This is a genomic window from Cylindrospermopsis sp. CR12 (genome assembly GCF_001432185.1).
GTDB classification, from domain to species: Bacteria; Cyanobacteriota; Cyanobacteriia; order Cyanobacteriales; family Nostocaceae; genus Raphidiopsis; species Raphidiopsis raciborskii.
Window position 1 is genome coordinate 40147 of the sequence record NZ_LMVE01000133.1, and the last position, 14896, is coordinate 55042.

The following is a 14896-nucleotide window of genomic DNA, read 5'->3' on the forward strand; positions in this document are numbered from 1 at the left end:
GTTATTGCAAAATATCATTATCAACATTAAGTAGGTGGGTGAAATTAAATATAAGATGAACGTAGGTTGGGTTGAAGTATGAAACCCAACACCCCTATCGCCAACCCATCCTACAAATAATTGCGCCTCCCTACTTATCAATTTTATTTTAAACACTAAGGAGCTATGGAGTGGAAAATAAAAGGATATCTTTTTGTCCGCAGGGAGTATTAGTTATATTACTGTGCTTAATTGGTGCTTTGGGAAGTGGGTTAGTGTTGTTTTTAAAAACAACTGCTTCTCCACCTCAAAATGATAATAATACTCCTCCCAGAATTTCTTCTAAGTTTACTAATGGAAAATCTCTGGATAGGTTTAAGACTACCATGCTCACTACTTGGCACAAAGAAGCACAATCTAAGGGGATAATTCCTGACGTACCTTCCCAGTTCCAAGGAAAAGTTATTAAGTCAGCTATCTTACCTTCTAATACAAAGGTTATAGCGCTTACCTTTGACGATGGTCCCTGGCCCAAAAGTACGGCCCAGGTTCTGGATATTCTCAACAAAAATGATATTAAGGGCACTTTCTTCGTAGTTGGAAAAAATGTCCAGCGCTATCCCGATTTAACTAGACGTATAGTTAATGAGGGTCATTCTATAGCTAATCACACTTGGCATCATTGGTATCACGCCATGAATCCTCAAGTTGCTGCATACGAAGTTGCAAGCACTACAGATATTATATTCAAAACTACAGGAGTGAAAACAGGACTGTTTCGTCCCCCCGGTGGTGCTATGACTAATGGAGTCGCATCCTATGCTAAAAATAATCAATATGCTGTTATTATGTGGTCTTCCGATTCCATAGACTACTCTCGTCCTAATCCTAAGAAAATTATTAGTAATGTTTTTAAAACAGCACAATCTGGAGGAATTGTGTTAATGCATGATGGAGGAGGAGATCGCTCTCATACTGTTAAAGCTTTACCACAAATTATTAATAAGTTTCGCAAGCAGGGCTACAGTTTTGTCACTGTTCCACAATTGCTAGAAATGCAGGAGAAACCAAAACAGGTAGTTGCTAAGAAGAAATGAACAGGGGAATCTAACTTCCCCCATGACTTGAACCCAACCTACGTTCTCATTTCTTTTGCATTAGCTTCTAAACTATCTGCTTCCGATGGCGGTACTACTTGCCAGAATTTAGGTAGGTATTCTTCCCATTTATTGAGAATTAATTGCGCTTTTTGAGATCCCGTGCGATCGCAGTGGGCTCTAATTAGGTCATACAACTGTTTTTTGCCTGCTTCGGTTACTACGGGCTGAAGTTTAACTATTGTCTTATTCACTAAGTCGGGGAAGCTACCATCTTCGTCTAAGAAGTAGGCCAGTCCTCCAGTCATTCCCGCACCAACGTTACGCCCTACTTTGCCCAAAACTACCACTACCCCACCTGTCATATACTCACAACAGTGGTCTCCAGCTCCTTCAATTACTGCTGTACCTTTGGAATTACGCACTGCAAACCTTTCACCAGCTAAACCACTAGCAAATAAAGCTCCTCCAGTCGCACCATAAAGACAGGTGTTACCAACAATCACGTTTTTACCTGCATCATAGTTAGCTCCCGCTGGGGGTTTAATAATAATTTCCCCACCGTGCATCCCTTTACCTACATAATCATTAGCTTCCCCCTCTAGGGTTAGGGTTATCCCAGGCAAAATAAACGCTCCAAAACTCTGTCCTACACTACCTTGGAAATTTAAGTTTATCTGCCCTTCAAAACCAGAATCACCGTATTTAGATGCGATCGCACCTGCTAATCTTGATCCTACGGTTCTATCGGTGTTTACAACTTTGTAGGTTTTGGTGACTGTAGCTTGATTGGTGATGGTTGTTTGAATATCCTCATCAGCCAAAATTCTGTTGTCTAGAACTTCTCCATTACTGTGAACTTCTTCATGGGTTAACCAAGTACGATTTGATCTAGTATCTGGTAACTTAGTTAAACAGTCTAAATTGACAGATTGGGTTTTGGTTAACTGGACATGGGAACGTTTAGTTAATAGGTCTGCTCTACCAGTCAATTCGTTTAGGGAACGATATCCCAGGTTGGCCAGTAAACTCCGAACCTCTTCTGCTATAAAATAGAAGAAGTTTACCACATGTTCGGGAATACCCGTAAACCTTTGACGTAGTTCTTCTTTTTGGGTAGCTACACCTTTGGGACATGTGTTTAAATGACACACCCGCGCCATAATACAACCCTCGGCAATCATTGCTATAGACCCAAAACCAAATTCTTCTGCACCCATTAAAGCAGCAACTACAACATCCCAACCACTTTTGATGCCACCATCAACCCTTAAAACTACGCGATCGCGCAGCCCGTTATCCATCAGTACCCGATGCACTTCGGTTAATCCGAGTTCCCATGGGCTACCCGCATGTTTAATAGAACTCAAGGGAGAAGCTCCAGTACCTCCATCATGACCAGAAATTTGGATAACATCAGCATTAGCTTTGGCCACACCTGCTGCAATTGTCCCAATACCAATTTCTGCCACCAATTTTACCGAAACCTTTGCTTTGGGATTAATTTGATGCAGGTCAAAAATCAACTGTGCTAAATCCTCAATCGAATAAATATCATGATGGGGGGGTGGAGAAATCAAAGTTACACCCGGTTTAGAACGTCGCAACATAGCAATGTAAGGACTCACTTTCGGTCCGGGTAGCTGTCCACCTTCACCGGGTTTTGCACCCTGGGCAATTTTGATTTCTAACTGTTTAGCACTGGCTAAATATCCCGGTGTTACGCCAAAACGACCGGAAGCTATCTGTTTAATGGCACTGGAAGCCGTATCACCATTTCTCAAGCCATTTAAATGAGGTAAAGTCAGTGAATGCCCATTTTCATCCACATCCTTTAACACCCCATAACGCACTGGATCTTCCCCACCTTCCCCAGAATTGGACTTACCACCAATACGATTCATGGCAATGGCTAGATTTTCATGGGCTTCCCGTGATAATGCTCCTAAAGACATCCCACCAGTACAGAAACGTTTAGCAATATCACTGACACTTTCCACCTCTTCTAAATCTATCTTCGAGCGATCGCTATTAAAGTCCAATAAATCTCTCAAAGCGGTAGTTGGTCTGGTTTGCAAGTGGTGTTTATAAACCTGATAATGGTCATACTGCTTACCATCTACAGCTTTATGTAAAGCTTTCACCAATTCTGGATTATTACTATGATATTCTCCACCGGGGCGAAACTGAACAAATCCCAGGTTCTCCAACTTCTTCGTTGATAATTCGGGGAAGGCCTTACTGTGGAAAGAAAGCACCTCCTGAGCTAATTCCCCACAACTGATACCACCAATACGCGATGTAGTGCCTTTAAAACCTAACTTAATTAGATCCTCACCAATACCAATGGCTTCAAAAATTTGTGCTGCTTGATAACTAGAAAGCAGGGAAATTCCCATTTTAGAAAGGATCTTCAACAAACCGGACTCCACCGCTTGACGATAATTGGCAACTGCTTGCTCCAGGGAAATATCATTTAACTTACCCCGCTCTCGCAACTGCTGGGTTCTAGGATCAAGCCACCAATCACGCACCGTGTCCAAGGCCATATATGGACAAACCGCACCCGCACCGTAGCCCAACAAACAGGCAAAATGATGGGTACTCCAACACTGGGCGGTGTGCACCACCAAGGAGGTTTTCATTCTGATTCCCTGGCTAATTAAGTAGTGATGTACCGCACCCACAGCTAATAATGGTGGAATATAACTTAAATTAGCATTAATTCCTTTTTGACCATCCAGAGCAATTTTATCACTCAGGATTAGGATTTTTGCTCCTGCTCGCACAGACTCTGCTGCTTGTTTTTGCAAAGACTCCACAGCTACCTTTAATCCTTCCGGACCTCCATCAATAGCAAATAGGGTAGATATTTCAGCTGTACCAAATCCACACAATTTAATTGCTTCCAAATCCCCATCGGTCAAAACGGGTGAGTCTAATCTTAATCTTTGATCTCCTCCCGATTGAGGATCTAATAAATTTCCCCTTTCCCCTAGTTCCACTGTTAAGGACATCACCAATTTTTCCCGTAGGGGGTCAATGGGGGGGTTAGTTACCTGGGCAAAACGCTGCTTAAAATAATCGTAGAGCAGATGGGGTTTGGCCGATAAAACTGCTAGGGGAATATCGTCACCCATACTAAAAGTTGGTTCCGCTCCCGTATTACCCATGACGTGAATAATCATTTCCACATCTTCACTTGTGTAGCCAAACGCAATCTGGTTTTGCAACAGAGTTTCCCTATCTGGTACTTCCCAACTGAGACTCCCATTTGCACTGGATGGTAATAAATCCTTTAAGTCTTGACGGTGTTTTTGTAACCATTCCTTATATGGATGTAACTTAGCAATCCGCTGTTTAATTTCCCAGTTCTTTAACACCTCATTGCTAATCAAGTCCACCGCAATCATTTGTCCTGGACCGAGTCTACCCTTCTCCACAATACTTGCTTCAGGAAAATCCACCACACCCGCTTCTGAAGCGACCACAATATAATCATCATTGGTAATTACATAACGCGCTGGTCTCAGTCCATTCCTATCTAAGGTCGCCCCTACACTTTTACCATCACTAAATACTATGAGAGCAGGTCCATCCCAAGCTTCTTGCAGTCCACTGTAATATTCGTAGAAATCCACAATTTCTGGGTGATCTTTTAAGGAAGGTTGATGTTTATATGCTTCTGGCACCATTATCATCAACGCCTCTAAAGGACTACGCCCAGAGCGTACTAATAACTCTAGGACGTTATCTAAGTTTGCCGAATCACTACTATCTGAATTAACTAAAGGTTTATATTCTTCATCCCTACCTTGCCAAAGGGGATGTACTAGAATAGATTCCCTCGCCCTCATCCAGTTAATATTGCCCAGTAGGGTGTTAATTTCCCCATTGTGACCCAGCAACCGCATTGGTTGAGCTAAAGGCCATTTAGGCATAGTATTGGTACTAAAACGACGATGATATACGGCAAAAGCAGATTTAAAGGCTGGATTCTTTAAGTCTTGATAAAAACTGCCCAAAACGGCTGAGCGTACCATACCCTTATAAACTATGGTGCGACTGGAGAGGGAGCAAACATAAAAGTCATCTTCTAATTCTCTTAGCTGTTTTGCAGCTTTCACTATCCGACGACGCACTATATACATTTCTCTTTCTAATTCATCCCCGCTTTTATCTGCGGAACGGACAAATACCTGCTCTATATGTGGTTGATTTTCCCGCGCTTGTTTTCCTAGAACCTCTGGAGATACGGGTACTGCTCGCCAACCCAAAACCTCTAACTTTTCTTCAGTGATCACCTGTTCAAATAGTTGTCTGGCTTTTCTGGCGGATTCTTGCTCTTTGGGTAAGAATATCATTCCTACAGCTATATTACCTGTGTTATCAGTCCATCCTTCTTCTGCTAACAATTGCCAGGGAATAGCTGTTAAAATCCCCGCTCCATCTCCTGAGTCTTTATCCGCACTACACCCTCCCCGATGCTCTAAACAGGTTAGTGCGTCTAACGCCTTGGTTAAAATTTCATGATTGGCATAGTTTTTCCTATGGGCAATAAATCCCACTCCACAAGCATCTCGCTCTTCTACCAACCACCTTTGTCCCTGATAAATTTCCCTATTTTCTTCATCCAACATTGTGATATTTTGAGCTTGATTTGATGATTGATCATTCATATTTTGGTTCTCGTTCTTTTACTGAGTGTTGTTACCGGAAGTAATGGTAAATTCGTTGACAAAACATATCAATTTTTATATTGATATAAATCTAGCCCTATTTTGGCAGTTTAGTGCTTATATCTACTCACCTATATTAGTTCATACCCGGTTTTTGTTGGTGGTTTGGGACAGCGAGTGTCTTTCCTGCTAAAGGATAAAACCTGAGCCGGAATATGGTTTTACCTGACATTAGGTTATGGTTTCTATAGGTTGATAGTGAATCCTTTTTCCGTGGTCAAAAAGTACAAGTATCTATAAGATATAATACCATCCTTGTGGCTAGAAAAGTAATTCTCAAAAATTATTCTCAACTATTTTTTCAATCTGCCTTCATTATTTTGCTATTCTTCATAATTTAGAGCTTATGAAACTAATCACAGCCAGTAAACAAGCATCCTTATGTTTAATTGTAACCTCAGTTCTGATGACAACCGCTAATTTGGGTTTTACCGGTACTGCCCAAGTTGTTCCCCCCACAGGTTCTTCAGGTAATCAAATTACTCTCAATGGTAGTAAGTTGCCAGCATCTTGGATGCAATTACGGGAAGGTGACCAAATAATCACATATTTGAGTGATGCGGCTTTGAGCCAATTTGTAGGGGTGGATTTACTAAACACTACCAATCCGGAATTACAACCGGTTGATTGGTATTCTAACGTACCTGTGAAAACTCTGAAAGCCACAATTTTAGGGGGATATCGCTATTTAGAAATTTCCCCCCTGGCGGAAAAAAATAAGTGGCAAATTCAAACCAACGGTGCTAATTTGATGATTTCTACCCCCTCGGTAACAATCAATGATATCCGTCAGGGTAAGGGGTCTTGGGGAGACCGTTTGGTCATAGATATGGATTATGCTGCACCTTGGAAGGTAAGACCTGGTCAACCTATTAACTCAGGATCCATTGTTCCCAATTCAGCACCGGGCCAAGCCCCTGTACAACCTAATCGGGAATGGATTGTTAGTATAGATGGTAAAGCAAATGACGCACTGGTCAAAAAGTATCTGGCTACATCTAGTCCAAATCCCCTCATACGAAAAATTCAGATCACTAACCGGGTGAAAAATACACAGCAGACCAATATACATTTAACTTTACCCTTTGCTTCATCTCCCCGCGTTACTACCCTTTCTAACCCTAACCGCTTGATTATTGATGTGCGTCAGGATGCTTTGGTTCCTAGAGATATTACTTGGAGTAAAGGACTCCGTTGGCAACAAAGATTTATTAATCTCGGCAAAGACAGCTTTCCTGTAGTTTGGTTGGAAATTAATCGGAAAACATCAGGGTTAAATTTACAACCCATATTACCCAATCCTCAAACACAAACAGGCACAGCACCACTAACATTAACTGCACAACGCTACTCAGCTATGGCGGGAATTAATGGTGGTTACTTTAATCGTAATAATCAGCTACCATTAGGTGCAGTACGCCAAAATGACCAGTGGATTTCAGGACCTATACTCAATCGAGGTGCGATCGCATGGAATGATCAAGGGGAGTTTTATTTTGGTAGGTTGAGTTTAAACGAAACACTAATTGTCAATCAGGATAATAAACAAACATCTCTCCCAGTTTTGTTTTTGAATAGTGGCTATGTACAAAATGGCATAGCTCGTTATACATTTGCTTGGGGACCTAACTATGTACCACTAACCAACAATGAAACTATCATAACAGTTCAAAATGGTAAGATTACTAAACAGTCCCCACCAGGGGGGGCAATTTCTATACCTGGGGATGGCTATTTACTCATCTTGCGGGGAACTGCTGTGAGTAAAACTTCTCTGTTAAGTGTTGGCACAAAAGTAAATTTGGAAAGTTCCACCACACCGGGTGAGTTTAATACCTATCCCCACATTATTGGAGCAGGTCCGTTATTAATTCAAAATCAGCGAATTGTTGTTGATGCCAAAGCTGAAAAATTCAGTCAGGCTTTCATCAAGGAACGAGCGGTTCGTAGTGCTATATGCACCACTAACAATGACAATTTAATTCTTGCTGCAGTTAATAACCGTGTCGGTGGATGGGGACCAACATTAGAAGAACATGCCCAGCTCATGCAAAAAATAGGTTGTACAAATGCCCTTAATCTAGATGGGGGTAGTTCTACAAGCTTATATCTAGGTGGACAATTGCTAGACCGGTTCCCCAACACTGCTGCTCGTGTTCATAATGGCATTGGTGTTTTCTTAAAATAAATGAATTATGAAGAGTTAATGTGGAGCAGGGATTTTTTAGCTCCAGTAGACCATTAGGTTTTAATTTAGTATGGTGATGGGAGATTAATTTAGAGATTAGTTTGGAGATTAATTTGGAGATTAGTATGGCTCAATTGACAGAAAAACTTTCCCACAATGCACTTAGTCTCAGCACCACTGCTGACCATAAGGGAATCGTTGCTGGTGAATTACGTCCTTGGGGATCATTCACCGTTTTAGAGGAAGGAAGAGGCTATAAAATTAAACGTATTGAGGTTAAACCCGGACATCGTCTTAGTTTGCAAATGCACCACCACCGCAGTGAACACTGGATAGTCGTCTCTGGTACAGCTAAAGTTGTGTGTGGAGATCGGGAAATCCTCCTGAGTAATAATCAGTCCACATACGTGCCTCAATGTACAGTGCACCGCTTAGAAAATCCCGGTGTCATTCCCTTAATTTTAATAGAAGTCCAAAATGGAGAATATTTGGGGGAAGATGATATTATTCGTTACCAAGATGATTATGCTCGTGATCATCATTGAGAATGGTATGGATAAAGCCTTAACCACTTAAACCTTAATTAGCCACTTCCCTGCCATGATTAGCTTGAGTTCAGCAGCTACCAATGAAATTGGACGCTTAAAATCCAAACATCAGCCCCATAGTTTATTCCGGGTGCGGGTGCAACCAGGTGGTTGCTCCGGGTGGTTATACCATATCTCCTTTGACCAGTTAATTAACCCAGAAGATCAAGTGTTTGATATTGACAACCTGCAACTGGTCATGGATCAGGAAACCATAAAGTATATCAACGGTTTAACCATTGATTATTCTGAAGACCTTATGGGTGGGGGTTTTCGTTTCCGCAATCCCCTGGCCACCTCCACCTGTAGCTGCGGTAATTCCTTTTCCATGAAATCTTAACTCACCGTTAATTACAAAAAAATAATTGACGGAAAAACCAAAAAAAAGTTATAATCAGGATTTGTTAAAATAAAAAATAGGCAGCTTAATGCGCTGTAACTCATGCCAACAATACAGCAGCTAATACGTAGTGAGCGCGAACTAGCGCGTCAGAAAACCAAGTCCCCTGCTCTGAAGCAATGTCCTCAACGTCGAGGAGTGTGTACCAGGGTATATACAACCACCCCCAAAAAGCCCAACTCAGCTCTGCGGAAAGTGGCAAGGGTGAGACTGACCTCCGGATTTGAGGTGACGGCTTATATTCCGGGAATTGGTCACAACTTGCAGGAACACTCGGTGGTGATGATTCGTGGTGGTCGGGTAAAAGATTTGCCTGGGGTCAGATACCACATTATCCGTGGCACCCTAGATACAGCTGGAGTGAAAGACCGGAAGCAAGGACGTTCCAAATATGGAACTAAACGCCCGAAACAAACGAAAAAATAGGTTTTAGGCGATTAATTGTCTTTAGGATTAATCGCCCTAACTAACACCCTGTGTTATGGAAGAAAGCCTTCTGTGTTTGATAGAGAGTGAAGATGTTCTGATAACATATAATCTCGTAGTTTCGTTTACTAAAATTTCCAGTTTAAGGATAAAGTATGTCTCGTCGTGGTGTTAGTCAAAAGCGGCCAGTTCCGCCAGACTCAGTGTACAATAGCCGCCTTGTCAGTATGATAATGCGGCGGGTAATGCGTCATGGCAAAAAGTCTCTGGCCGCTAGAATAGTTTATGATGCCTTCAAGACAATTGAAGATAGAACAGGTGGCAGCCCCTTAGAGGTATTTGAGAGGGCAGTGCGCAATGCTACCCCTCTAGTAGAAGTAAAAGCTAGAAGGGTAGGTGGTGCAACCTATCAAGTACCAATGGAAGTCCGGGCGGACCGGGGAACAGCTTTAGCTCTAAGATGGTTGGTGCAGTTTTCTAGATCGCGCCCAGGTCGTACCATGGCTAGTAGACTGGCCAATGAGCTAATGGACGCATCTAACGAAACAGGAAGTGCCATTCGTAAGCGGGAAGAAACTCACCGCATGGCGGAAGCAAATAAAGCATTTGCACACTACCGTTATTAAGTGAGATATGCACCGATATATCCTCAGTTTGCGAGGAGTACATCGCTAAATTTCTGCCTAAGACGGTTTTCCGTAAAAGTATAGAATCTTAACAAAGAGTAATATACAAGATATCATGGCACTATAATTATTAGGAGGTAAATGTGGCACGCACAAACCCGCTAGAGAAGGTACGCAATATCGGTATTGCGGCGCACATAGATGCGGGCAAAACTACAACGACAGAGAGAATACTATTTTACTCTGGGATAATTCATAAAATTGGCGAAGTTCACGAAGGAACAGCCGTAACCGACTGGATGGAGCAGGAAAGGGAAAGGGGAATTACCATCACCGCTGCTGCTATTAGTACCAGTTGGAAAGATCATCAAATTAACATTATTGACACTCCTGGTCACGTAGACTTCACCATAGAAGTGGAACGTTCCATGCGGGTGTTGGATGGGGTGATAGCCGTATTTTGTTCTGTGGGTGGAGTTCAACCCCAGTCCGAAACCGTATGGCGGCAAGCAGATCGCTATAAAGTGCCTCGTATAGCTTTCATTAACAAGATGGATCGCACAGGAGCGAATTTCTACAAAGTGCATGAGCAAATGTGCGATCGCCTGCGTGCTAATGCCATAGCCATCCAACTTCCCATAGGTAGCGAGAGCGAGTTCCAAGGTATTGTAGATTTGGTGCGGATGCGTGCATATATTTACACTAATGACCAAGGGACAGATATTCAGGAAACAGAAATTCCGGCTGAATTAGCAGAGCAAGCGGCAGAGTATCGAGTAAAGCTGATTGAAGCAGTAGCGGAAACAGAAGATGCTCTGATGGAGAAGTATTTTGCGGGTGAAGATCTCACCGAAGCGGAAATTCGTAGTGCCCTGAGAAAGGGAACAGTTGCTGGAACAATTGTACCAGTTCTTTGTGGTTCAGCCTTCAAAAACAAAGGCGTACAGTTGATGTTGGATGCAGTGGTAGATTACCTACCAGCTCCAATAGATGTACCAGCGATTCAAGGTACACTACCCAACGGGGATACAGTAGAGCGGAGAGCTGAGGATAGCCAACCTCTATCAGCTTTAGCCTTCAAAATTATGGCAGATCCCTATGGAAGACTTACCTTTGTTCGGGTTTACTCTGGCGTGCTGAAGAAAGGTAGTTACGTACTTAATGCTACCAAGGGTAAGAAAGAACGTATTTCTAGACTGGTGGTGCTAAAAGCGGATGAGCGTCAGGACGTAGAAGAACTGCGTGCTGGTGACTTAGGAGCAGCAGTAGGGTTAAAAGACACCTTGACAGGTGACACCCTATGTGATGAAGGATCCCCAGTAATTCTGGAGTCCCTATTTATTCCCGAGCCAGTGATTTCTGTTGCGGTAGAGCCTAAGACCAAAAATGACATGGATAAGCTTTCCAAAGCTTTACAGGCTCTTTCAGAAGAGGATCCCACCTTCCGGGTTAGTGTAGACCCAGAAACCAATCAGACGGTAATTGCTGGTATGGGGGAACTGCACCTAGAAATTCTGGTAGACCGGATGTTACGGGAATTTAAGGTAGAGGCCAACGTGGGTGCACCCCAGGTAGCCTACCGAGAAACCATCCGCAAAGCCGTCAACAGAATCGAGGGCAAATTTATTCGTCAAAGTGGCGGTAAAGGTCAATATGGTCACGTAGTCATTGACCTGGAACCGGGTGAACCTGGGACTGGTTTTGAATTCGTCTCCAAAATAGTTGGTGGTGTGGTTCCCAAAGAATACATTGGACCATCGGAGCAGGGTATGAAAGAATGCTGCGAATCTGGTGTATTAGCTGGATATCCACTCATTGATGTGAAGGCTACCCTAATAGATGGTTCCTACCATGATGTAGACTCTTCAGAAATGGCCTTCAAAATTGCTGGGTCCATGGCTATGAAAGAAGCTGTGGCAAAAGCCTCACCTGTGCTGTTAGAACCCATGATGAAAGTTGAGGTAGAAGTACCTGAGAACTTCCTGGGTGATGTAATGGGGGATTTAAACTCCCGTCGCGGACAAATTGAGGGCATGGGTTCGGAGCAGGGACTGGCTAAGGTAACTGCTAAAGTACCCTTAGCGGAAATGTTTGGCTATGCTACGGATATCCGGTCTAAAACTCAAGGACGGGGTATTTTTTCCATGGAATTTAGCCATTACGATGAAGTACCTCGCAATGTGGCTGAGGCAATTATCGCAAAAAGCAAAGGGAACGCATAATTAAAAAAGGAGATATACATGGCACGCGCAAAATTTGAAAGGAACAAACCTCACGTTAATATTGGCACTGTTGGCCACGTTGACCACGGTAAAACAACTTTAACAGCAGCTATTACCATGACCTTGGCCGCTTTGGGTCAAGCAGTGGCTAAAGGCTATGACCAAATTGATAATGCGCCCGAAGAAAAAGCTCGGGGTATTACCATCAATACTGCCCACGTTGAGTATGAAACAGAAAAACGTCACTACGCTCACGTGGATTGTCCGGGACACGCTGACTATGTGAAGAATATGATCACTGGTGCTGCACAAATGGATGGGGGTATTTTAGTAGTAGCTGCTACTGATGGACCCATGCCTCAAACCCGTGAACACATTCTTCTTGCAAAACAGGTGGGTGTTCCTAGCTTGGTTGTCTTCTTAAACAAAGAAGATATGATGGATGACCCCGAATTGTTGGAACTGGTAGAACTGGAACTGCGGGAATTATTGACCAGTTATGAATTTGATGGCGATAATATCCCCATTATCAAGGGTTCTGGTTTGCAAGCTCTGCAAGCAATGACTGCTAATCCTAAGACTCAACGAGGCGAAAATCCTTGGGTAGATAAAATCTACGAACTGATGGATGCTGTAGATTCCTATATCCCCACCCCTGAGCGCGATATAGACAAACCCTTCTTGATGGCAGTAGAGGATGTGTTCTCTATTACTGGTCGTGGTACGGTCGCTACTGGTCGGATTGAACGTGGTAAGGTGAAGGTTGGTGATAACGTTGAATTAGTAGGTATTAGAGATACTCGCGCTACCACGGTGACCGGGATTGAAATGTTCAAGAAGAGTCTTGAAGAAGGTATGGCTGGTGACAATGCGGGTGTGCTACTACGCGGTATTCAAAAAGCCGACATTGAACGGGGTATGGTAATTGCTAAACCCGGTTCTATTACCCCCCACACCCAATTTGAAGGTGAGGTTTATGTTCTCACCGAAAAGGAAGGTGGTCGGAAAACCCCCTTCTTCCCTGGTTATCGTCCCCAGTTTTATGTGCGGACAACCGATGTAACGGGTACTATTAAAGCCTTTACTTCTGATGAGGGCACTGATGTGGAAATGGTAATGCCTGGAGACCGGATTAAAGTGACTGTGGAACTGATTAACCCTGTGGCCATTGAAGAGGGTATGCGTTTTGCTATTCGTGAGGGTGGTCGGACTATCGGTGCGGGTGTGGTGTCAAAAATTGTAAAATAGAACTCGCCTTTTTGCTCTGAAGAAAATGGAGCGGAGATGGTTAAAATTCATCTCTGCTCTTTTTTCTTCCCTCAAGCTCTAAATTTAAAATTCACAGAACCAGGAAAACTAAAGATGGCAACTTTACAGCAGCAAAAGATCAGAATCCGCTTACAAGCTTTTGACCGACGTTTATTAGATACATCTTGCGAGAAGATTGTAGATACGGCCAACCGGACTAACGCTACAGCTATTGGACCTATTCCTTTACCCACAAAACGCAAAATATATTGCGTGCTGCGTTCTCCTCACGTAGACAAGGATTCCCGTGAACACTTTGAAACCCGTACCCATCGTCGTATTATTGATATTCATCAACCATCTTCTAAAACTATTGATGCCCTGATGAAGTTGGATTTACCATCTGGTGTGGATATTGAAGTTAAACTATAGCCAAAACGCTAAATAGTGGAAAAAAGGGGTTGGTAGCTTCCCCTCTTTTCCACTTTTATTTTTTCCTGTTTCTGATACAATATTTTCAAATAATTTCCAAATAATCTCAAGTACAAACTTTCACTCAGACTTGGGTGTAAAATATCAGTAACATACATAGCCTTTATAGTCTTAACAATATACTTTATCCCCTAACCCAAAATGACATCTTCCCCCAAAATTGCCGTCCGCGAACTACCCCTTTTCCCCCTACCAGAAGTGGTGCTTTTCCCCACTAGACCTTTACCCCTGCATGTGTTCGAGTTCCGCTACCGAATTATGATGAATACTATTTTAGAGAGCGATCGCCGGTTTGGGGTGTTAATGGTAAATCCAATTAATGGTGCTATAGCCAATGTTGGGTGTTGTGCAGAAATAATTCATTATCAGCGATTGGAAGATGGCAGAATGGAAATCTTAACTTTAGGACAACAAAGATTTCGAGTGCTTGAATATGTGAGAGAAAAACCCTATCGTGTAGGTTTAGTGGAATGGATGGAAGAAAATCCACCAGCTTTAGATTTAAGACCTCTAGCTAGGGAAGTAGAGCAGCTGTTGCGGGATGTAGTTCGTCTCTCTTCCAAATTGACGGACAGAGATATTGAATTGCCAGAAGATTTGCCAGATTTACCACGGGAGCTATCTTATTGGATAGCCAGTAACCTGTACGGTGTAGCCGATGAACAACAGGCACTGTTGGAATTACAGGATACCCAAGCCCGATTAAACAGGGAGTCGGAAATCTTGACATCTACTCGTAATCATCTAGCCGCACGTTCAGTCTTAAAAGATACCTTTGATGATATAAAGTAGTATGTGAACTTGAAATTAAGATGAACGGGTGACGGTGGCAAAATCTGGTTCTCTCTATGAAGTGGGCAATTTTTTGCATGTACCGTGGGAGGGATTTTTA

The 14896-nt window shown here is 42.8% G+C and carries 11 protein-coding genes; 10 read left to right on the top strand and 1 reads right to left on the bottom strand.

From position 1 onward, the window contains the following. Positions 1-170 precede the first annotated feature (170 nt). Positions 171-1076: a polysaccharide deacetylase family protein gene (locus tag ASL19_RS15680; RefSeq protein ID WP_057179051.1), complete on the top strand. Its 906-nt coding sequence runs from the start codon at positions 171-173 to the stop codon at positions 1074-1076. A gap of 38 nt (positions 1077-1114) precedes the next feature. On the opposite strand, the gene ASL19_RS15685 is transcribed toward ASL19_RS15680, so the two are convergent. After that, positions 1115-5755 (bottom strand): glutamate synthase-related protein, encoded by a 4641-nt coding sequence (locus tag ASL19_RS15685; RefSeq protein WP_057179052.1) that lies wholly within the window; start codon positions 5753-5755, stop codon positions 1115-1117. Positions 5756-6161: 406 nt separating this feature from the next. Between ASL19_RS15685 and ASL19_RS15690 the strand changes: the two genes are divergently transcribed. The 9 genes from ASL19_RS15690 to ASL19_RS15730 all read left to right on the top strand — a co-directional run bounded on the left by ASL19_RS15690 (position 6162) and on the right by ASL19_RS15730 (position 14796). Next, positions 6162-8003: a phosphodiester glycosidase family protein gene (locus ASL19_RS15690; RefSeq protein ID WP_057179053.1), complete on the top strand. Its 1842-nt coding sequence runs from the start codon at positions 6162-6164 to the stop codon at positions 8001-8003. Between the two features lie 125 nt (positions 8004-8128). Further along, positions 8129-8548 (top strand): cupin domain-containing protein, encoded by a 420-nt coding sequence (locus ASL19_RS15695; protein ID WP_006275993.1) that lies wholly within the window; start codon positions 8129-8131, stop codon positions 8546-8548. A gap of 55 nt (positions 8549-8603) precedes the next feature. Further along, positions 8604-8930 (top strand): iron-sulfur cluster assembly accessory protein, encoded by a 327-nt coding sequence (locus tag ASL19_RS15700; RefSeq protein ID WP_057179054.1) that lies wholly within the window; start codon positions 8604-8606, stop codon positions 8928-8930. Between the two features lie 102 nt (positions 8931-9032). Then, positions 9033-9416, top strand: a complete 384-nt coding sequence (gene rpsL, locus ASL19_RS15705; protein ID WP_006275995.1) for a 30S ribosomal protein S12 — start codon at positions 9033-9035, stop codon at positions 9414-9416. Between the two features lie 155 nt (positions 9417-9571). Next, positions 9572-10042, top strand: coding sequence for a 30S ribosomal protein S7 (gene rpsG / locus ASL19_RS15710; protein ID WP_040008105.1), 471 nt, complete (start codon positions 9572-9574; stop codon positions 10040-10042). A 143-nt stretch (positions 10043-10185) separates the two neighbouring features. Continuing rightward, the gene (gene fusA, locus ASL19_RS15715) at positions 10186-12264 is read left to right on the top strand and encodes an elongation factor G (protein ID WP_006275997.1); all 2079 of its coding nucleotides are present in this window, start codon (positions 10186-10188) and stop codon (positions 12262-12264) included. 18 nt (positions 12265-12282) lie between these two features. Beyond that, positions 12283-13512 carry an elongation factor Tu gene (tuf, locus tag ASL19_RS15720; protein WP_057179055.1) on the top strand — a complete coding sequence of 410 codons (1230 nt, stop codon included), beginning with the start codon at positions 12283-12285 and terminating at the stop codon, positions 13510-13512. 114 nt (positions 13513-13626) lie between these two features. Next, the gene (gene rpsJ / locus ASL19_RS15725) at positions 13627-13944 is read left to right on the top strand and encodes a 30S ribosomal protein S10 (protein WP_009341974.1); all 318 of its coding nucleotides are present in this window, start codon (positions 13627-13629) and stop codon (positions 13942-13944) included. A 201-nt stretch (positions 13945-14145) separates the two neighbouring features. After that, positions 14146-14796: an LON peptidase substrate-binding domain-containing protein gene (locus tag ASL19_RS15730; RefSeq protein WP_006276000.1), complete on the top strand. Its 651-nt coding sequence runs from the start codon at positions 14146-14148 to the stop codon at positions 14794-14796. Positions 14797-14896: the final 100 nt, after the last annotated feature.

Coding starts and splice junctions, on each gene's coding strand:
- ASL19_RS15685 (WP_057179052.1), bottom strand. CDS start 5,755: ATGAATGATCAATCATCAAATCAAGCTCAAAATATCACAATGTTGGAT.
- ASL19_RS15700 (WP_057179054.1), top strand. CDS start 8,604: ATGATTAGCTTGAGTTCAGCAGCTACCAATGAAATTGGACGCTTAAAA.
- ASL19_RS15690 (WP_057179053.1), top strand. CDS start 6,162: ATGAAACTAATCACAGCCAGTAAACAAGCATCCTTATGTTTAATTGTA.
- rpsJ (WP_009341974.1), top strand. CDS start 13,627: ATGGCAACTTTACAGCAGCAAAAGATCAGAATCCGCTTACAAGCTTTT.
- rpsL (WP_006275995.1), top strand. CDS start 9,033: ATGCCAACAATACAGCAGCTAATACGTAGTGAGCGCGAACTAGCGCGT.
- ASL19_RS15695 (WP_006275993.1), top strand. CDS start 8,129: ATGGCTCAATTGACAGAAAAACTTTCCCACAATGCACTTAGTCTCAGC.
- ASL19_RS15730 (WP_006276000.1), top strand. CDS start 14,146: ATGACATCTTCCCCCAAAATTGCCGTCCGCGAACTACCCCTTTTCCCC.
- rpsG (WP_040008105.1), top strand. CDS start 9,572: ATGTCTCGTCGTGGTGTTAGTCAAAAGCGGCCAGTTCCGCCAGACTCA.
- tuf (WP_057179055.1), top strand. CDS start 12,283: ATGGCACGCGCAAAATTTGAAAGGAACAAACCTCACGTTAATATTGGC.